This is a genomic window from Methylorubrum zatmanii (genome assembly GCF_014845115.1).
GTDB classification, from domain to species: domain Bacteria; phylum Pseudomonadota; class Alphaproteobacteria; order Rhizobiales; family Beijerinckiaceae; genus Methylobacterium; species Methylobacterium zatmanii.
The window spans coordinates 1-18,661 of the sequence record NZ_NKUI01000057.1 but is presented as its reverse complement, the minus strand read 5'-3'; the positions used below and the strand labels follow the sequence as shown (position 1 = coordinate 18,661).

The following is an 18,661-nucleotide window of genomic DNA, read 5'->3' as shown; positions in this document are numbered from 1 at the left end:
TGAAGCTCCGGCTCGTTTTGGGTCCGTCTCCCCAGTGCTTTACCTGCAGCTTGAGGGGTTCTGGCTGGCTCCGCCCCCCGCCTCGATACGCCGCCTTCAACACACCGTCGTCACCCAATCTCCCGCATAGCTCCTAGCGGAGGCCGGCACGGTCGAGCGGGCGCGCGCCATGGCGGAGCGGCTCGGCCGGCATCCCGGCCTGACCAGCAGCTTCCGGCTGATCCCCGGCCGGACCCATATGAGCGTGCTGCCGGATGCGCTCAACGAAGCGGTGGCCTTCGCCTTTCCCCTCACCCCCGAGACCTGCGCGGCCGGTGCTCCGAAGTAGCCCGGCGCCACGATATCCGGTCGGTCCATGTCGCGTGGGCTTGCCGATGCGGTCACCGGCCCGATCGGCCGGAAGCCGTCTCAGGGCCGTGTGCTTGCGCGGATGAGGTCACGGGCGCCCGGGATCGTCGACGGCAACTCCCCGCCTCCCGGACTGAGAGGAGGTCACGCTCCCCCCGCAGCGTCGATCCCTGCAAGCGCCCGAGCCGATGGGCTTATTGCCGCCAAGCGTCTAGAAGGACGGCGCCGTCCGTGACGAGGCCGACATGCATGGCGATGATCCGCATCGCGGCCTCTTCGAGCGGCGGATTGGTGCCGGCCACGAGGTCGCGCGGGACGACCACCCTGTAGCCGAGATTCGACGCGTCGAAGGCGGTGTTGAGCACGCAGCAATCGGCCAGGCACCCGTCGAGGACGAGGGTGCCGATCCCCATGTTGCGCAGCAGGAAATCCAGGTCGGTCGGGTAGAAGGCCGACAGGCGCTTCTTGCCGGACACGACGAGATCGCGCTCCTCGACCTCGGTCACGAACTCGGTCCAGCGCGTGCCCTCGATCGCGTGCGCGTCGGCATTGCCGATCGCCCCGACATGCAGCGGGAAGACGAGGCGCCAGGCCGACTTGCGGCCGGCGACGTCGTCGATCCCGCCCGCCCTGAGGGTGCTGCGCACGTGGATCACCGGCACGCCGAGTTCGCGCGCCTGCCGATGGAAGGCGTCGACCGGCGGGACGATGTCGCGGGCCCGGGGGGCCGGACAGGGGCAGAGCGGATCGTCCTCGAGATGCCCGCGGTGGAGGTCGATGGAGACGATGGCCGTGCGGCTCCGGTCGAAGAACTCGCCGAATTCCGGACCGAGATCCCGCAATTCACCGTCGATGTAACTCTTCATGGTCCGCAATCCTTATCTGCGCTCGCGGAGGTGACACCGAGGAGGGTGGGTGTTCCGGTCGCGGCCTGCGCTGCCCGATGGCCCGAGGACCAAGTCGGGGCAGCGTAGCGGTAGGACGGGCGGACCGAGGGCATCGAGTGCCACCCGGGTCTCGCCGAGCGTCCGCACCGGGTCCAGGCCGTTCCCGTCAGCACCTTGCCCCCTGCCGATGCCGGATAGGTCGGATTCGGAGCCGATGGCCCCTTTCCGATCGCACCTAGCAAGGCGCAGGCCGTATCCGGACACTGCGCGGTGCATGTCCCCCTGGGCGCCAAGCGCGGTCGAGGCCCGGGGGATCGTCAGCGTCGGCGTCGGCCCCCTGAGCCCGGTCGGCCCGCCGTTGCCCCGGAAGGTCGCGGCGCTCTCTGCAGATGCGTGGCACCCGCACCGGGCGACGCGGAGAGCAGCAGGAGCGCGAAGCCGGACAGGCCTCGGGCGAGAAGCGACGACATGGGAGGGTTCTCTGAGGATACAGCCGCGCTCTCAATCAGACTGCCTCCCAATGAGGCAAGCACGCGCGCACGGACCTTCGCCGGCGCAGCGAACAAGATGCGTGTGCCGGCCGCGTCGGCGCTCACCGTCTCGCAACCGCGGGTAGCCCCGCGCGGCTTGAGGCAGGGGCTTGGGCAGCCGGGTCTGCATCCGCGCGTGCAACTCAGGGACTCGAGGGCCCTTCCTTCCCGACGCGACGGCCGGCTCGGCGGATTGTCGCGAGCGTGCTGTTTTGGCCATAGCTCGCCCCCTGCCGCCGAAGCGACCGAGGCCGCTCCGACGACGATCGTGACTCGGGCCGAACCCTTCCGTGCCGGGGAGCCATCGATGCCGGCTCGACGCCGTGCGGGCGCCGGGAACGAGTCCGCTTCTCGGCGCTTCCCACATCCCGACGACACGCATCGCTGATGAGAGACCGTATGGCCAAGGACGTGACCACCTACACCCTCAAGCAGGCTCTGGCCGCCAGGGTCGAGGACCATATCGAGATCGCGGTGGAGGCCGAAGACGGAACGAAGTTCAAGATCCGGGCGACGTCCGAGCAGCTGGACGCGCTCACCGGCGATCTGGAGACGATCCTCGACGGGGACGATGCGGACGCTGCATAAGCTTGGCCCGGTTCGCCCGGTGAGGCGCGGGGCCATGAATAGGGCCTGATGGGGCCTCATTGCCTTGGACATCGGTGTCGGTGCCCCTCTCGGCCGTGGGGGAGCGGTGCGCGACACCGGTTAGGGCGCGCTGATGCGGTTTCCGCTTGATCCAGACGGCGACCGCATCGGCCGGCCCGCGCGGTGCTTCGGCGACGCTGACATCCGCCATGCCGAAGGAATCAACCGGATGTCATAGAGGGCCCTGTCCGGCAGGATCCGAAACGGTTGGAGGATGTGTACCGGCCGTCAGCCGAGCGAGGCCCTATCGCGCATCACAGCCGATGCAGATGTCGTGCACCACGCGCTCACGCTTGGGGCCCGTCGCTTGATTGGGAAGGCGCCCGCCGGCATCGCGCATGCCCCCGTGGCCGGTCAGCATCCAGGGCCGTTTGGCCGGAGGCTGATCCATGACAGCAGGCGGCTCGGTCTTCGGCGGTTCGATGAAGGCCATCCCCTGTGCGGCCGCGCCCCCTGTCGTCAGCAGGCTGAGCAGCAAGGCCCAGGACGGTAGGTTTCGCGCGGTCATCGACGCCTCCTGTCCCGGTTCAACGCCGAGCCCGTGACAAGGGTCCTCGACACGCGGCCGCCTCGTATCAGGCCGCGTCTCCGGCCTCCCGTTCAGGCAAGGCCGAGCAAGGCCAGGGTCCGCGGGTCTTCCTCACCGCCGTAGTAGCGTGCCAGCGCCCGGCCGAATTGCGGAGCCGCCGGGTCGGCGCGCCCGAACAGAGTCATGCTGGATCGGAATTTCAGGTCGTCCGGTGATCCGAACACCTGATGCGCGGTACGGCCGGAGACCGCGTTGACCGCCTCCGTGCAGCGTCGCAGTCGCTCTCCCAACACCGGGTGCTGCAGATAGGCGCGCGCGCCGTCCAGGGAGTGGATCGCGTAGTGCTGTGCCATCGCACTCGAACCGAGGCCGGCGAGTTGCGGAAAGATGTACCACATCCAATGGCTGCGCTTGTGCCCGGCCGTGAGTTCGGCCAGCGCCTGGGCATAGCTCCCCCGTTGCGCATCGACGAAGCGGGTGAGGTCGAAGGGATCGTCCATGAGCGGACAACACTTCGACGGAGCGGGAGGTTCGCCTTGGGCGGTCACCCCATGCCGCGAACGGTGACGGCCGCTTCACCGCCGCTGCAGCCGTCCGACTCCGTCGCTGGCGGTGCCGTCGGGGACGCCGGAGCGCGTTTCGACCGGCCGCTTCCGGGATGATGCCGATTTCTCCGCGGTTCGCGCAGGATGTGTCCCTTGTGATATAGTGTATTCGTAGCGCCGAGCCGGCTTCGAGTTGAACAATATCGCATTGCAAAAAGATTTTGATCGCTGGATAGATTTTTTAGATATCCGCTGCGCGCATGGCTCCTCGGGATATTGCAGATCATTATGTCTTCGGAACGCGCACGATATCGATAGATTGCGCGCAATGCGGTAATATGGTGCGTTGCACTCTTTGCGTATCGCATCGCACAAATTTTATGGTTCAATTTCTCCATCGGTCGCCGTCCTGGGCTGACCACACCGGAGACGATCCATGCGCACGATCCAGATTCTCGCCCTTGCTGCCTTCACCTCCGTCACCGTCGCGGGTTCCGCCATCGCCGACGAGCGCATTCACCTGACCCCGCCGCTCTTCCGCGAGCAGGCCCGCGTGACGGCCGCCGTGCGTCCGGCTTCCGAGTTGACCACCACGCCGCAACTGACCGTCGCGGCTCTGCCGAACCGCAAGGTCGTGGCCGAAGCCGCGATGATGCCCGCTCGCTAAATGCCCGCCGCCAAATTGAATGGCGGTTCAGCGACAGAACACGCGCCCGACAAGACTTGAAACCGGACCCGGCCGCAACACGAGCCGGGTTCGGCTTTAGATAGGTTTGCATTCCGTTCATGTGAGGACGTGGGGCGACGCGCAATGGCGGCCAGATGGGAGCCGGCCATGGGCGGCGGGTGGCCCATGCGGCGTCACCAACCAGCATCGGCCAGTGCTCTGACGATGGGGCCGCTCCGTGAGTTGCTGAAGCTCGAGAGCAATCTCGTCGGCATCGGCCAAGGCCGTAGACCGCAGCTGCATCGGCTTGGTGAGGTAATGGCTTTCGCCTGCGAACACGCAAAGATCAGGTATGACCTGGCAATCGTGGGCGGAGACGCCCCCTGCATCGGCGCCGCGCGACGGCTGGCGGCGAAGGGAAAGGCGGCGCTGTTGCTTGAGGCCTCGTCGCGACTGGGAGGCCGCGCCTTCACGCAGGATCGCGGTGGGTACCCGCTCGACCTCGGCTGCGAGTGACTCCATTCGGGCGACCGCAACGCCTGAGTCATCTATCGGGCAGCCGGCGGGGCATCTCGGTCACCCGTCCGCTACCTTGGCCGATCGAGCAATACCGCCAGGCGCATACTATCAGTAGAAACGCAAAATACTAGTTTTGCTCAATTTTTGTATTTATACATATGATCTTCGCGGGGTGATATGCCGAATTCGGTTCTATAAATAGTCGAGAAATAGGATTGATTTGCAAACCCGCACAGAAAGGCTATCTGACCAATTTGCAGCTTGCCGCGGAACTGCTCGCTCGTGATCATCAGGCGTGCTTCCTGGAGTCTGTGCTTTCGAAGCATGTCGTTAAAAGACAAATTGAAATCACTGAGGATCTTTTGAATATAGCGCTCCGATACACCCAAATGCTCAGCTGCCGCAGAGATGTCGAGGTCGGTTCTCCGGAAGTGCCGCCTAATGTATCCCTGAACACCTTCTAATATCGTCTGCTTTGCTGTGCCAGCCAAACGTTGTCCCATGATGCTGTTCCTGCCCTCCTCGACCAACATGCGAAGGATGTCAAAGCAGGCCATCTGAAGTCCGAGTCGATGCGACTCCGATTGAATCAGCATCATGTCTTCTGACAGGTTTCGTAAGAGATTGACAATCTCCGGTGCAGCAAATCCCGACATCGCGCTAAACCGATCGATCCAGGGTACCGCCTCACGCAATCTGTCGGCGGGAATTTTTAGAGTAACGTTGCGCGCGCCCTGCGAGACAAGCACACTGTACGGCTCGGACGATTTTAAAACTACAACATCTCCATGTTCTATGCTGGCCGTTTCACGGCGCTGCTCGTATAAGAACGACCCTCTAACGGGAAAGAGCAAGACGAAGTCGTCAGATTGGTCGGCGCGGACATCGACGACGTGACGACGAACGAGATGCGCTTGCGCCTCAAAGGCCGAGATGCTCAGGTCTTTGAAGCGGCTTTCGCACAGGGAGCCCCGCAAACCGAGCGGTGAATCGCATCGGATATCGAGGGTATAGTAGACTTCAGTCATGAATTCGCGCCAGCGTGACTGCTGATCGCTATCTGGCACCTCCAGCGTGGAAAGCACGCGGCTCTTGACTGTGTCCTCATCGCTCACGACGAGCCGTGCCTCCGTCGTTAGAGTGGTCTGGTCCTGTCAGACTAATCTCTGCGGCTGCAAAAGACTCGGATACAGGCAAGTGCCATACCAGAACTATGTAACCGTCGACCATTGTGGATTTTAAGATTTGGGAAGAAGGACCGCACGGTTCAGGCCGTAATTCCTGCCGTGCTGGCAGCCTCTCCTCGGGGGCGGTATGCCCTACAGGGGGCCAAGCCAAACAAGGTGCCGAGCGGTACGACCAGCGCCGTCTCGATATAGATGCCGTCCTTGCTGCGACGCGGGGTGAATGGGTCGAAAAAGGAGTTGCCCTTGACTCAGTATTGGAACACCGGCTCGATGGCGCCGCCGCGCCCCAGATCGAAATGCCCGTTGGCCTCGATGATGAACTGGTCGCGTGGATAGCTATGTCCGGTAGCGCCCGACACGAGGTTCGCGTTGCCAAGGAAACGGGTTTCGTCCTCGACAAGGCACTACCCGTTGAACTTGGCGCCGTAGGTGTCGAGAGGTAAAAATCGCATTCATTCTACCATGCCTCCTGTTTTCGATGCAGGAACTTGGTCATCCGGGCGCCGGCAGAGCTTTTATTCGCTTACGAGGGAGTCGACCAAAACTTTCCATGCGTTATTTTGCTTGATCCAGACGACGACATAATTGCCAGCATTACGAATCTGAGATCCGTTCGCCGTTGTCGTGAAGCTGTAGGTGCCGAGTTCGCACGCCATGGCTGTGCCATCGGCGATGCGGATCGAGGTTGGACCGAAGGTGAGCGTTCCGGCGCTGGCCTTGAGCAGCCCGTCCCAGAATGCGGCGATAGCCGCGTGGCCTTGCATCGGCGGCGTGCCGGCAGCGAGGATCGAGCCGTCCTCGGCGTAGACCCGGGTGATCGCAGCGATGTCGTTGGCTGCGACCGCAGACACCCAGTCGTCGATCACGGCACGGATGGCGGTATCTTCCGTATGGGTCGCTGTCATGCAAACGGTTTCCTCTTGTTGAACGCCTGAACAGGCGCTGCTCCCGGAATGGCTGTCGAGACGGCCTCCTCGGATTGCCGCGCTGTCAGGTCGTTGTTTCCAGGGCCGGGTGGCTGTTTGTGCGGTTCCCCGACCCCCGGCTTGGCGGGGTGGTATGGATTGTTGAGTGCCTCGGCTGAGGTGTCCGCTGCGCTCCTCAGCGGAACTGCTTCTCGTCGAGCGTCCAGGCCCAACCGGGTACCGCCTTGGGGCTCTGGAACGCGGTCAGGACGTTCCCCAGGAGCTTGGCCACGTTGTTGTCGAAGTTTTTGAAGGGCAGGGACTGACCGAAGGCAATCGAGCTAGCTGAGAAGACCGCCCCGCCGTTGGGAGCCGTGAAGAAGACCATGTCCGCGCGGATTCGGTAGTCGTGTGAGCCCGACAGCCCCGGATAGGGGTAGAGGACCTCCTCGGTCACGGTGACGTAGTTGTCGCTGTGCCCGCCCGATGACGCGACGATCAGAGCGTGGGGCGGCGTGCCGAGCGTCAGGTCATACCGATCGATCTCCAGGCCGCCGGCCGCGGCGTGAGCCAGCCCGAAATCACCGATGATCTCGCCCTCGATGCCCTCGAAGATCCAGCTGGCACGTCTGTGCCAGCTGTCCGGCATCCGCCGGAACGGCCGAGACGAGTCGAACCCTTCCGAGATGAAGCCGACGCCCATGAGTTTCTGAGGCGGACGGCCGAGATCCTTCCAGATGCCGCTCTTCTGGCCGTTGCTGGCCATGTGGTACTCGCCGGGACGAGCCTGCCACGCGCGCATGCCGGAATTGAGCTTGCGGACCTCGACGCACCACGGCTCGTCGTCCCGCAGGCCGATGTTCCAGTAATAGCCGTTGCCGCCCATGTAGATGTACCGGCCGCCGCCGGCGATATAGTCCTCGGTCGCGTCGAGCATCTTTTCAGAAACGTATTCCGGGTGTGAGCCGGAGAGCACCACACGGTAGGGTTTGAGGGCGTCGACACCCTCGAGATGCAGATCCTCGTCGGTCAGGATCTCGAAGTCGTAGCCGGCATGTTCGAGCCACGCGAGGATCGAGAGGTCTGCCGGAAACTGCCAGGTCACACCCATCGACGACATGCGCACCTTTGGACGCATGTTCAGGATCGGCCGGCGATAAGAGCTGTAACAGCAACCGACGCCATCGGAATGATGATCGTAGAGGGACAGCCCGAAACTCTTGGTCTGGTAGAGTTCGATATCGATCTCCGAGAGGATCGGTGACTGGCCGGCCAGCGGCTGCATGATCTCGGCGTCGAAGCTGAGATGCTCGTTGGCGTAGGCGAGATAGCTCGCCGTCGGCACCAGGAAGGCGATGGGCGCGCGCGGCACGGCCGGGCGCACGAAGAACACGATGTACTCCTCGCGCAGACCCTTGCCGTCACCCAGCCGCAAGCGGAATGCATAGGCGCCGCTGCGGAGGTCGGCGGGAACCGCCCAGGTCTTGGTCAGCTCCCAGTTGCAGTCGATGATCGCGTCGTCGTGGAACTCGATCCCGCCGAACTCGTGCGGGGCGACCTGAAACATGTGGCTCCGCCCATTCCAGTTGAAGCCGGTCTGGGCTCGCACTGGCCGGTTGTATCCCGTGGCATGGAGGCCGTGCGGGCCGATGTCATGCACGTGGTCGCCGATGCCTTCGGCCGTGTAACCGTGGCTGGTATCCCAAAAGGCGACGATGCCTTCGGAAGGCGGCAGCCCGGTTTGACGGAGCTCATCGAGTTCCGCGCGGCTCAACACGCGATCGAACACGGCCGGCCGATCAAGCTTGCCGTTCATACACTGGGTGACGAAGCGGCCGCGAACCTCATGAAAGTCCTCGGCACCGGCCAGCAAAAACGGCACCTCCGGCGGATTGAGCGGGCGGAAGCGCAGGGTCTCGCGGACATGGGACCGGTAGTCGACCCCGGCAACCTTGCTGAGCAGGCTGTTGTAACGATTGGCCGCACTCTCCTGATAGAGCGTGGCTGCACCGGTCTTGGCATCGAAGCTCGCGGCGACGAAGTACCAGTGCTGCTTAAGCAAAGGGACCTCGGCATCGATGTAATCGACCTCGCGGCCGTCACCGTAGCCGAACTCGAGCAGACCCAGCGGGTTCAGCCAGAGGCCGTAGCCACGGTTGCCGAAGGCGTCCCAGCGACCGAGCAGGCACTGGCGCAGACCGTCGCCGACCCGATTCGCGTAGACGAAGGTGCAGAGCGTGAAGCTGCCGTCGAGCGCGAGGCGGTGGTCCAGATCGGCGACCGTGCAGAATGACCCGACTTGGGTGAACTGTTTGCGCACCGGCCAGCTGCCGTTGAGCGGAGACTGCAGTTCCTCCTCCTGGTAGCCAGGCCCGTCGGGATGGGCGTCGCCGTGGATCAGCCGTACAAGCTGCGCGTCTGCCTCCGATGCCCCATCGGCATGAACGTAGAAGGACAGCGCGTCTCCGGGTTTGACCGAGATCTTGTCCGCGTATCCGAAGATTTTGAGTTCGGCCATGGTGATTTCCGAGAACTGGTTGGCAGCGGTCGGGTGTCGCGTCAGGACTCCAGCAGATCCTGGATGCGGCGCATGAAGAGGGCGTGATAGGCCTCGTCCGGGCTGCCATAGGTCCGGTCTTCCACCACGCGGGGTGTGGTGCCGCGGTGACCGGACAGGGCGACGATGCGGTAGGCCTTAAACTCTTCGGCGACCAGGATTGCATACTTGTCGATCTGACCCTGACGTCGGAAGTAGATCAACAGGCGATCCAGGGCCTCGCTGTGCTGTCCAAGCGGGCGCGTGCGATGTTCCTCGATGACTTCCTTGCTGACAAGGCGCTTGAGGAAGTCGCGCTGCATCTTGTCAAACCGACGGTAATAGATTTCGTCCTTGTTGGCGGTCTCAGTCGCTTCTTCGGGGAGCATCTCGCCACCTTTCTCTGAGCGTGAGGCGCGGCGTTCGCTCTTCTTCTTGTCGCGCCAGGTTCTGAACTGCGGTTTGATCCCGAAGAGACCACCGCGGAGGAAGAGCACGACCAGCAGCATGATCATCCCGATCAGGACGAAGCGCAGCGGTCCCCAGTCGATCATCACGCGGTCGATGAACACGACGATCGCGGTGCCGGTCACGGCCCCTTCCGAGCGACCGATTCCGCCGATCACCAGCATCGCCAGCGCAAGCAGGAGGGTGTCGAACGAAAACAGGTTCGGAGATGCGCCGCCGAAGTGGCTGGCGTAGAACCCGCCGACCGCGCCGATCGCCGTCGAGGAGATCATGAAGACCGAGATACGGGCGCGCAGGTAATCGACGCCGCAAGCCTGCGCGAACGCCTCCTTCTTCTCGGGCGCCATGCGCAGGACGCGGCCGAGTCTCTTGCCGTTGACGAAGCGGTACAGGAACAGGGCGCAGACCATCACGATCAGGGACGCGTAATAGCCCCATAGGAGTTGGCCGCTCTGGGATAATCCCTCAGGCAGATAGCTGGGTGCGCCGTAGATGCCGCCGGTCGCCGAGCCGAAGGTTCGCGACTGGATCACATAGACTCGGCAGAGTTCGACCACGCCGAGGGTCAGCAGCGCATAGTAGAACCCATCCAGCCGCAGGGCCGGCAGCGCAATCAGCAGTCCGAATAGGAAGCCGATGACGGCGCCGACCGCTGGCAACACCCACCAGGGTAGCCCGAGTTGGACGGCGAGGTAGGTCGCGCCGTAGGCCGCCGCGCCGACAATGGCGTAGCTCGCCAGCGAGTAGATGCCGGCCGTGCCGATCACCAGCATCCAACACAGGTTGACCGCGGCATAGATTCCGAACACCGCAGCCGCCGAGAGCACCGTGTTGAAGGCGTCTCCAGGCACCCATGCCGGCGCGACCAGCAAGGCCAGGAAGGTCAGGGTCCACCAGATCGGACGCTTGTCGAGAATGGTCTTCTCGCGGCGCATGGTCTTTCGGTTGTACTCGCCGCGGATGTTCAACACCCGTCGGCGGGTCGGCCAGTAACGGGTCCGCCACCACAAGCGCCCGCCATGGCCCGGCCACTTATAGAAGAAGTTCAACCGGCCGACCGGATACATCTTCGGCTTGAAGGCGACCGTCTCGTTCCAAGTCGTGTTCGGCGGGAGGTAGGCGCTGGCCGGAACTTCCCGGGCCGGTGTTTCCGGCTCGAAGCCTGACAGAGGGTCGATCCAAGTTCGGGCAGCCACTGCCTCGGTCGCGCTCGGCGGCGCAGGTCCGTATTCTGGAGTCGGCTCAAATGCAGTACGGTCCATGGATCAGGCCTCCCGCGCCTTGTCGAGGATGCCGGCAATGCCCCGGGGGCGGATGAGCAGGATCACGATGATCAGCAGGAACTGTGTGATCAGCACGTACTGACCGCCAAGCATGGTCGAGGTCAGCGCCTCGTTGATGCCGAGGATGACCGCGCCGATGACCGCTCCGGGCACACTTCCGAGGCCGCCCATCAGCGCAATGCTCAAGCCCTTCACCATCGGCGTGATGCCGCTGAAGGGCGCGACGTAATAGGTTTGCGCCAGCAGGACCGCCGCGAGTCCGGCCAAGCCGCCGGTCAGCGCCATGACGGCAAAGCCGGTGCTGCGCACGCCGATGCCGACGATCGAGGCCGCGTGCGGGTTCATCATCATCGCGCGGATCTCGAGTCCGCGGCGGCTGGAGCGCATCCAGAGCAGCACCAGACTGAGCAGCACGATCGCCGAGACGATGGCGCCGAGCTTATCGGCCGTCAGGACCACGCCGAAGATATTGACGTTCCAGGTTCCGAACAGTCGCGGCAGAGATTTGGAGCGCGGCCCGAACTGCCACAGGAGCGCCTGGTTCCCGATCAGACTGATGGCCAGGGTGGCGATGAGACCGCGCAGCGGGAAGTTGGGCTTGTCGTGAATCGGAATGAAGGCCAGCGCGCAGACCAGCACGCCTCCGAGCGCGCCGGTCAGGATGCCCGCGGCCATCACGAGCGGTGCGAAGGATGCGATGTGCTGACTGAACAGCCAGGCGCCGTACCCCGACAGGGCGAAGATGAAGCCATAAGCCATGTTCACGAGGCCAAGACTTGACCAAGTGAGCGAAATTCCAATCGCCAACGTGCCGTAGATACAGGCTAGGGTGATCGCATTCGCGATGACGAAACTCCAGTTCATGGCGTCAGTGCCCCTTTCCCAGGCCGGGGGCCAGCACCGAAGCCTCGCCCTTGAGCTTGCCGGCATGCATGCCGATGATGCGGTCCACCCGGCCTTCCAGCAGCGCCACGTTCTGTTCGGCGATCACCATGGCGGAGTCGCCGAGATCGACAGCCATCAGGGCGTTGATCACCGACTTGCCGATCTTCGGGGCGAGTCCGAGCGAGGGTTCGTCGACGAGGAACAGGCCGGCATCCGCCATCAGTCCGCGTCCGAGCGAGACCATGCGGCGCTCGCCCCCGGACAGGCGTCCGACAGGCGTGCGCATCAGTTTTTCCAGCGGCGGGAAGATGCGCAGGATGCGCTTCTTGCGCGTCGCGCGCTCACGCCATGCCCGCGGGGTGAATGCGCCACTGTCGAGGTGCTCCTCGACCGTCAGGCCATGAAAGATCTCGTCGCCCTGCGGCATGAGCGCGAGACCGCGCCGGACGACCAGATGGGTGTACCGCCCCGGGCCCTGGCTGCGGGTTCGGCCGACCTCATGGCCCTCCAGCAGGATCGAACCGCGCTGCCAACCGCTCAGGCCGGCGATTGCCAAGAACAGCGTCGACTTGCCGTGTCCGTTGAGGCCGACCAGGCCGACCCGCTCGCCGGCATAGACGTTCAGGTCCAGGTCGTGGATCACCCGCATCGGGCCCCAGCCTGCCGAGAGGCCATCGACGCGCAGAACCTCGCGCCGCGCAGTTGCTGTCATCACACGGCCTCCTCGACGTCCATTTCAAAATAGGCCGCATGCACCTTCGGGTCGGACAAGACGTGAGTCAGGGGGCCGGACGAGACGACCTCGCCGGCATCCATGACCATCGCCCGGTCGGCGATCGTCTCAAGAAGCTCGATGCGGTGTTCGATCAGCACGATCGCGATCCGCAGCTCCTTGGCGAGAACCCGCATGATCTCGTCGAGCTCGTCGATCTCGGAGTTGATCAGTCCGGCAGCCGGCTCATCGAGGAGCAGCAATGCCGGCCGGCGCATCAGCAGGCAGGCCAGCAGCAGCTTGCGGCGATGGAGGGTATCCAGCCGCTCGGCGACGACGTTGCCCGGAATGCGGAAGTCGACGAGGTCCGCGCCCCATTCGGAATCGTCCGGCGTGAGGTATGGCTTGTAGGCTTGCCGGGCTGCCTTGAGGACTTCGGCGACGGTCAGCTCCTCGGGGACAACCGGGGTCTGGAACGTTCGGCCGAGGCCGAGACGGGCGCGGCGCTGCAGGTTGAGATGCGTGACATCCTGGCCACGGAAGTGGATCGTCCCGGACTTGGGCGGGATGCGTCCGGACAGCACCTCGAACAGGCTGGTCTTGCCGGCCCCGTTCGGGCCGATGATCCCGAGGACCTCGCCGGGAGCGACGTCGAGGGAAATCTCGCGCAGGATCGAGCGACCGCCGAGATCGAGCGTGATGTTGCGGCAGCTGAACAGGCTGCCGTCCGAGGAAGCGTGCGGCCGCATCGGCTCACCACCACGGCGCTTTCTGGAGCTTCGTTTCGACGAGCTCGTTCGGATAGATGATCTTGTGCTGCTCGTCCTGGACCTGGAAGTAGAGCTGCGCCATGCCCTTCTCGAGCGTGGTAGCCGTGGGCGCGTGACCGTTGTCGGGGAAGTGCGCGGCTTCCTGGAATGGGTTGTTCATATCCATCAGGCCGCAGACGCCCCGATACGGATGCGTGCGGATCCAATCGCTGACGGCGTCGAACTTCATGGGATCGCCGACGGCTTCCCAAGCAGTCTTCAGATAGTAGGCGGTGTCATACCCGTTGCCGGTATAACAAAGACCCATAATGCCGGGGAATTTCTTTTTATACTTATCGCGGAAAGCCTTGCCTTTCTCGTCCGCGTAGACTCCCAGCACGGTGCTCCATACGAAGCCGTTGGCGGCGGGGCCGGCAAGCTCGAGGAACTCGGGCTGCGACGGGCCGTATTGCAGGTAGACGAGCGAGCCCTCCAGTGGATCGGCTGAGAACTGCTTGACGAATGAAGCGTATTCGGCTGCGACCCAGTGGTCGATCATGACAGCGCCGGCGCCGACCGATTTGATCTCCTGAATGACCGGCCCCCAGTCCTGCACCGGATACTGGATGTCTGTGATGTGGGCGAGCTCGAACTGGCTCTTCGGCAGAGCTTCCTGCAGGGCCTTCGAGATCGTCTGGCAGTAGGCGATCTGCTCCTGAACGATGTGGACCTTGTTGTTTTTCGGCTTCCATGCGCCCTGATCTCGCATGGACTGCAGGAACATGGGGAAGGTCCAACCGTAATGAACCTCGGAAGGATCGGTCTGGAAAAGGTGGCTGTACTTCTTCGGGTTCTTGGCCACGAGGTCGGTGAGGTTGCGCTGCGTCGCCCCCCAAAGGAACGGTGCCTTGTACTTGGCAGACGCGTCCGCCGCCGGCACCGGGGTCAGTGAGAAGGCGCAGGAGATCGCGTGGACCTTGGCGTCGATCAGCTTGTTGACGGCGATCTGGCCGCTTTCCGGGGACAGCGGATCGATATCGACGATGACCGCCTTCAACGGGCGGCCGAGGACGCCACCGGCCTGATTGATCTCATCGAGCGCGAGATTGGTCCCGTTGAGATAGTCCTGATGGTCGGCAACACCGGCCTGAGCCGTCTGAGCGGTCGGTACGCCGATCAGGATCGGTCCAGACCCGGCAGCCTGCGCTCTGCCGATATATGGAAGCGTACAGGCGGCACCCATGGTGCCCAGAAAGCTTCGGCGTGTGAAGTCGGTCCCCATTCCTGCACCCCCGTCCGTATCCGGCCTCGGCAAAGCCAAGTTGCAAGAAGTCTAGGATGCGGCGGGCCGGCCATCTTTCACGCAGGCGCACAATCTTGTTTGTGTCGGCGAACCGATTTTGGCCGATTTGCCGTGCTTGATCATAAATCAGGCAATGGGCCTACAAATCCGTCAACGATTGAACCCAGGAATCAACCCGACCAATTATAGGTTGTCACCGGTTGGCGCGGCTGCTTTCGTTGATTGCCACCTTGCCAATGTCGGTTTCGAATATGCCAAAACACGTCTCGGAATGACTCAGGTGACGCTGGGCAGAACGTCTGCTTGTAGGCGGCGGGTTAACTTCCGCAGTCCACCCCATCCGGACCTTCGACGGTCGCACCTCGCATGTCCGCAAGGGATCAGCGGCTCACTCCCCCGCTTCTGCTTCCAACAAGCGTCGAAGCCGTTGCTGGGGTGACGGGAGCATGTTCGACCGCGTTCAGCGAGCAGAGCGCATATTCCCGAGTTCTCAGAATGGCGCCGGTTACCTTCAGGGCTCGCCGTCATACGCTCCTACTGCTGGACGATTGCCTCTACGCGCTGCAGGCCACCATCCCGCATCTGACCAGCTCTTCGCTGCACCGCTGCCTGCAGCGCCACGGCATCAGCCGATTGCCGGAGGTCGATGGCGACAAGCCCAGGCGGTCGCGCTTCAAGGCCTACCCGCTCGTCCTAGACGTCTCCGAGGGCCGTAAGTTCCGGATGCTGAACGTGGTCGACGAGTTCACGCGGGAGTGCTTGGCGATCCGCGTATCTTGCAAGCTGAAGGCTGCTGACGTGATCGACGTGCTCTCTGACCTGTTCATCCTGCGTGGCGTGCCAGGGCACGTTCGGTCGGACAACGGGCCCGAGTTCATCGCCCGGTCGGTGCAGTCCTGGATAGCGGCAGTCGGCAGTCAGACGGCCTACATCGCTCCAGGCTCGCCGTGGGAGAACAGCTATGTCGAGAGCTTCAACGCACGACTGAGGGACGAGCTTCTGAACGGCGAGATCTTCTACACACTGCAGGAGGCACAGATCATCATCGAGAGCTGGCGCCGGCACCATAACACGATCCGCCCGCATGGCGCGCTCGGCTATAAGCCATCAGCTCCGGAGGTGTTCGTGCCAGCCCCGACCGCTTGGCCGGCTGCACGTGCCCAACCGGCTTCGCCGGCCAAGCTACCCGTGGAGCAGAGACCGACCTTGCACTAACTTGGAACCTGGATCACCGCGTAGGGGCAGATCGAGTTGGCCTCAAATTTATAATACTTATAAATTGCTATCGTTGCCCAAGCTTCGTTTGTTTGTTACAAAAATATCGACTCTTCCTGATGATTATGAGTCAGAATAGTAAAATAAGAATAATTCTATACAAGGGGCGATTTGTTGATGCGACAGATGGGTGTGAATGCTCGGAAATGCGTGGGGTTGCGCGCTTTTCTGGCTGCGAGCGTTGCCCTTGCAAGCCTGATGATCGCATCTCAGGCCAAGGCGCAGGCCCCTAAACCTCCCGGCGCTTCAAACACGCCGAGCGTGGCCGGTGCCGCCGAGGCCGGGGCTGTCAACCTCGATGAGATCTCGGTCGAAGCGCGGAGCCCGACCTTCGGCACCACCGGCTTCGTCGCCACGCGCTCGACCGCCGGCATGAAGAGCAATGCGTCGATTCTGGAAACTCCGGCGACCGTGAGCGTCATCACCCGAGATGAGCTCGACGTCCGCGGCGTGCAGGACCTGAATCTGGCCACGGCCTACACGCCGAACGTCACCGCCCTCGATTATCCCGGCGGACAGGGGGCGCCGACCTTCACCCTGCGCGGCTTCAATGCGATCAATTTCGAGAACGTCTACGAGGACGGGCTGCGCTACGGCTTCAACATCTACGATCAGAATGTCGAACCCTACGCCTATGAGCGTATCGACGTGATCAAGGGTCCGCTCTCCGTGCTCTACGGCGCCGGTCAGCCGGGCGGTATCATCAACCTGATCTCGAAGCGTCCGAGCTTCGTGCGTTCCAACGAAGTCTTCATCCAGGGCGGTTCCTTCAACCGCGTCCAGGGCGGTTTCGACCTCACCGGCCCGGTCGAGGGCAACGAGCAATTCGCCTATCGTATCACCGGCCTTGTCCGTCAGTCCGATACGCAGGTCGCCGGCTCACCCGACGATCGGATCTATATCTCGCCCGCGATCACATGGAAGCCCGACGCCGATACGTCGCTCACTGTGCTTGCCAAATATGCGAATTACCGCAGGGGCGGCTCCGAGCAGAGCCTGCCGGTCATCGGCACCATCGTTCCGAGCAGCTTCGGCTTCATCAAGCGCGATCTCTTTGTCGGTCAGCCGAACCTGAACGAAGAACTCCTCGACAACCGCTCGATCAGCTATCTGCTCGATCACTCCTTTGCACCCGGCTGGATCTTCCACTCCGCGTTCCGCTATCTTGAGACGGATTCGAAGTATCAGGCAACGGCGCTTTCGTTCCCGGTGAGCGAGAGCCTGCTCTCGACCACGCCTTATATCCGTAATCAGAATTCGCGCGCGATCCTCGCCGACAATCACATCGAAGGTCGATTTGAGACAGGTCTGCTTCAACATAACATCGTCCTTGGCGTCGATTATCAGAACTACGTTCGTCGTAATCGGCAATTTCTGGGGCAGGACGACTTCATTCTCGACCTTTACAATCCTGTTTATCCGACCGCGATCAACATCCCAATGACGCAGTTCGGCCTGATCCAGCGTCAATCGGTCCAGCAGGTCGGCCTCTACGGGCAGGATCAAATCAAGGCCGGTGGCTTCATCCTGACGGGTAGCCTTCGCAACGACTTCTTCGATAGCCAAGTGACCTCGACGAGCGACTTCGCGCCGGTTCTCCCGGTCGCGACGCAGAGTCTCTCGGCTTTGAGCTATCGCGGCGCCCTCGGATACGAGTTCGACTCTGGGATCGTGCCCTATGTCTCCTACGCGACCTCGTTCAATCCGCAGGTCGGCGGTACGACGCGCACCGGCACACAGCTTGGGCCCAACGAGGCCAACCAGATCGAGGGCGGCGTCAAGTATCAGCCGCCGGGGGTGAACGCCCTGTTCACGGCCTCTTATTTCGAGATCACGCAAACCAACATCGCGCGCCCCGACCCCACCTTCATCGGCGCCCTGATCGCCACCGGCGAGGCGACATCGAAGGGCTTCGAGATCGAGGGCAAGATCACCCTCGACAGCGGCGTCTCCTTCATCGCTGGCTATACTCATCTCGACACGCGGGTTACAAAGGATACGACCCTGGCGATCGGCAGCCGGTTGCCGAACGCACCGGAGAATGCCCTGTCCCTGTTCGCCGATTACGCCTTCCCGGCGGGAAGCATCCTCGGTGGCCTGAGGGCCGGTGGCGGCGTGCGTTATGTCGGCTCCCGGACCGACGCGACGAACCGGGATTTCCTGCCGTCCTACGTCCTGGTCGATGCCTCGATCAGCTACGACCTGTCGTATATCGATCCGCGCCTGAAGGGCGCGACGGCGGCGATCACGGGTACGAACCTGTTCGACGAGCGCTATTTCAGCCCGGCCTTCCAACAGAATTTCGTCCGCGAAGGCTTCCGCCGCAACGTGCTGGGAACTCTAACCTATCGCTGGTAGCGCCGGCACAGGCCGAGCCCACCGTCTCTCAGCAGAACCAGCGCCTCTGATGCGCCTTCATCGCAGGTCGACCTCTTCCAAGGTCGGCCCGCCGCTGATCGGGACGCACCCGCACCTCACGTGAAAAAATCCGAAAAAAGATCGCGCCGGACCCTGAATTTCGCGCTCGTCCATTCGTCATGCCAGTGAAGCCAAACTGTTGTTTTTCGAAGTCGATGTCAGCGGCAGGCGCCTGATCCCTTGCTAGAGCCGTGCCCGTTCACGTAGCGACGGCCAAGTCTGTATCGTAACCGGCTGCGGCGAGGCAGTTTCGGCACTCATCGGCTG

15 protein-coding genes and 3 pseudogenes are annotated in these 18,661 nt (G+C 62.9%); 7 read left to right on the top strand and 11 right to left on the bottom strand.

Annotated features, from left to right (window positions below; all coding sequences use genetic code 11):
* Positions 1–169 precede the first annotated feature (169 nt).
* On the top strand, positions 170–328 hold the full coding sequence (locus MZTS_RS08260) for a hypothetical protein (RefSeq protein ID WP_246482049.1): 159 nt from the start codon (positions 170–172) through the stop codon (positions 326–328).
* Positions 329–542: 214 nt separating this feature from the next.
* Here MZTS_RS08260 and MZTS_RS08255 read toward each other — a convergent pair whose 3' ends face one another.
* Entirely contained in the window at positions 543–1,214 is a 672-nt protein-coding gene (locus MZTS_RS08255) for a cysteine hydrolase family protein (RefSeq protein WP_009863329.1), read from the bottom strand.
* A gap of 950 nt (positions 1,215–2,164) precedes the next feature.
* Between MZTS_RS08255 and MZTS_RS08250 the strand changes: the two genes are divergently transcribed.
* Entirely contained in the window at positions 2,165–2,353 is a 189-nt protein-coding gene (locus MZTS_RS08250) for a hypothetical protein (protein WP_192283149.1), read from the top strand.
* A gap of 304 nt (positions 2,354–2,657) precedes the next feature.
* Here MZTS_RS08250 and MZTS_RS08245 read toward each other — a convergent pair whose 3' ends face one another.
* Together MZTS_RS08245 and MZTS_RS08240 are read right to left on the bottom strand one after the other, a co-directional pair.
* Positions 2,658–2,921 carry a hypothetical protein gene (locus tag MZTS_RS08245; protein WP_192283151.1) on the bottom strand — a complete coding sequence of 88 codons (264 nt, stop codon included), beginning with the start codon at positions 2,919–2,921 and terminating at the stop codon, positions 2,658–2,660.
* Positions 2,922–3,013: 92 nt separating this feature from the next.
* Positions 3,014–3,442 (bottom strand): DUF1810 domain-containing protein, encoded by a 429-nt coding sequence (locus MZTS_RS08240; protein ID WP_192283145.1) that lies wholly within the window; start codon positions 3,440–3,442, stop codon positions 3,014–3,016.
* A gap of 481 nt (positions 3,443–3,923) precedes the next feature.
* Here MZTS_RS08240 and MZTS_RS08235 point away from each other — a divergent pair, with 481 nt between their 5' ends.
* A complete protein-coding gene (locus MZTS_RS08235; protein WP_009864641.1) occupies positions 3,924–4,154 on the top strand; it encodes a hypothetical protein in 231 nt (76 codons plus the stop codon).
* 318 nt (positions 4,155–4,472) lie between these two features.
* Positions 4,473–4,667 (top strand): annotated as a pseudogene (locus MZTS_RS08230) (FAD-dependent oxidoreductase); the annotation flags it as partial.
* A 143-nt stretch (positions 4,668–4,810) separates the two neighbouring features.
* Here the strand turns inward: MZTS_RS08230 and MZTS_RS08225 are convergent.
* From MZTS_RS08225 to MZTS_RS08190, 8 genes are all read right to left on the bottom strand, one after another.
* Positions 4,811–5,788 (bottom strand): helix-turn-helix domain-containing protein, encoded by a 978-nt coding sequence (locus tag MZTS_RS08225; protein WP_192283143.1) that lies wholly within the window; start codon positions 5,786–5,788, stop codon positions 4,811–4,813.
* Positions 5,789–6,375: 587 nt separating this feature from the next.
* Positions 6,376–6,765, bottom strand: coding sequence for a YybH family protein (locus MZTS_RS08220; RefSeq protein WP_192283142.1), 390 nt, complete (start codon positions 6,763–6,765; stop codon positions 6,376–6,378).
* 196 nt (positions 6,766–6,961) lie between these two features.
* Entirely contained in the window at positions 6,962–9,283 is a 2,322-nt protein-coding gene (locus MZTS_RS08215; protein WP_192283141.1) for a N,N-dimethylformamidase beta subunit family domain-containing protein, read from the bottom strand.
* A 41-nt stretch (positions 9,284–9,324) separates the two neighbouring features.
* Positions 9,325–11,031, bottom strand: a complete 1,707-nt coding sequence (locus tag MZTS_RS08210; protein ID WP_210329179.1) for a branched-chain amino acid ABC transporter permease — start codon at positions 11,029–11,031, stop codon at positions 9,325–9,327.
* A 3-nt stretch (positions 11,032–11,034) separates the two neighbouring features.
* The gene (locus tag MZTS_RS08205) at positions 11,035–11,916 is read right to left on the bottom strand and encodes a branched-chain amino acid ABC transporter permease (protein WP_192283140.1); all 882 of its coding nucleotides are present in this window, start codon (positions 11,914–11,916) and stop codon (positions 11,035–11,037) included.
* Between the two features lie 4 nt (positions 11,917–11,920).
* On the bottom strand, positions 11,921–12,586 hold the full coding sequence (locus MZTS_RS08200) for an ATP-binding cassette domain-containing protein (protein WP_246482046.1): 666 nt from the start codon (positions 12,584–12,586) through the stop codon (positions 11,921–11,923).
* Between the two features lie 62 nt (positions 12,587–12,648).
* Positions 12,649–13,398 carry an ABC transporter ATP-binding protein gene (locus tag MZTS_RS08195; RefSeq protein ID WP_192283138.1) on the bottom strand — a complete coding sequence of 250 codons (750 nt, stop codon included), beginning with the start codon at positions 13,396–13,398 and terminating at the stop codon, positions 12,649–12,651.
* A 4-nt stretch (positions 13,399–13,402) separates the two neighbouring features.
* The gene (locus MZTS_RS08190; protein ID WP_192283137.1) at positions 13,403–14,680 is read right to left on the bottom strand and encodes an ABC transporter substrate-binding protein; all 1,278 of its coding nucleotides are present in this window, start codon (positions 14,678–14,680) and stop codon (positions 13,403–13,405) included.
* Between the two features lie 540 nt (positions 14,681–15,220).
* Here MZTS_RS08190 and MZTS_RS25665 point away from each other — a divergent pair.
* The 3 genes and pseudogenes from MZTS_RS25665 to MZTS_RS08180 all read left to right on the top strand — a co-directional run.
* Positions 15,221–15,391: pseudogene (locus MZTS_RS25665) on the top strand (IS481 family transposase); the annotation flags it as partial.
* 15 nt (positions 15,392–15,406) lie between these two features.
* A pseudogene (locus tag MZTS_RS08185) lies at positions 15,407–15,916 on the top strand (integrase core domain-containing protein); the annotation flags it as partial.
* A gap of 216 nt (positions 15,917–16,132) precedes the next feature.
* Entirely contained in the window at positions 16,133–18,334 is a 2,202-nt protein-coding gene (locus MZTS_RS08180; RefSeq protein WP_246482045.1) for a TonB-dependent siderophore receptor, read from the top strand.
* The last annotated feature ends 327 nt before the right edge of the window (positions 18,335–18,661 follow it).

Bases quoted from the DNA above. Each gene is read 5' to 3' on its own strand.
- MZTS_RS08195 (WP_192283138.1), bottom strand. From the start codon at position 13,398: ATGCGGCCGCACGCTTCCTCGGACGGCAGCCTGTTCAGCTGCCGCAAC.
- MZTS_RS08190 (WP_192283137.1), bottom strand. From the start codon at position 14,680: ATGGGGACCGACTTCACACGCCGAAGCTTTCTGGGCACCATGGGTGCC.
- MZTS_RS08215 (WP_192283141.1), bottom strand. From the start codon at position 9,283: ATGGCCGAACTCAAAATCTTCGGATACGCGGACAAGATCTCGGTCAAA.
- MZTS_RS08250 (WP_192283149.1), top strand. From the start codon at position 2,165: ATGGCCAAGGACGTGACCACCTACACCCTCAAGCAGGCTCTGGCCGCC.
- MZTS_RS08245 (WP_192283151.1), bottom strand. From the start codon at position 2,921: ATGACCGCGCGAAACCTACCGTCCTGGGCCTTGCTGCTCAGCCTGCTG.
- MZTS_RS08220 (WP_192283142.1), bottom strand. From the start codon at position 6,765: ATGACAGCGACCCATACGGAAGATACCGCCATCCGTGCCGTGATCGAC.
- MZTS_RS08240 (WP_192283145.1), bottom strand. From the start codon at position 3,442: ATGGACGATCCCTTCGACCTCACCCGCTTCGTCGATGCGCAACGGGGG.
- MZTS_RS08260 (WP_246482049.1), top strand. From the start codon at position 170: ATGGCGGAGCGGCTCGGCCGGCATCCCGGCCTGACCAGCAGCTTCCGG.
- MZTS_RS08205 (WP_192283140.1), bottom strand. From the start codon at position 11,916: ATGAACTGGAGTTTCGTCATCGCGAATGCGATCACCCTAGCCTGTATC.
- MZTS_RS08255 (WP_009863329.1), bottom strand. From the start codon at position 1,214: ATGAAGAGTTACATCGACGGTGAATTGCGGGATCTCGGTCCGGAATTC.
- MZTS_RS08235 (WP_009864641.1), top strand. From the start codon at position 3,924: ATGCGCACGATCCAGATTCTCGCCCTTGCTGCCTTCACCTCCGTCACC.
- MZTS_RS08200 (WP_246482046.1), bottom strand. From the start codon at position 12,586: ATGCGGGTGATCCACGACCTGGACCTGAACGTCTATGCCGGCGAGCGG.
- MZTS_RS08210 (WP_210329179.1), bottom strand. From the start codon at position 11,031: ATGGACCGTACTGCATTTGAGCCGACTCCAGAATACGGACCTGCGCCG.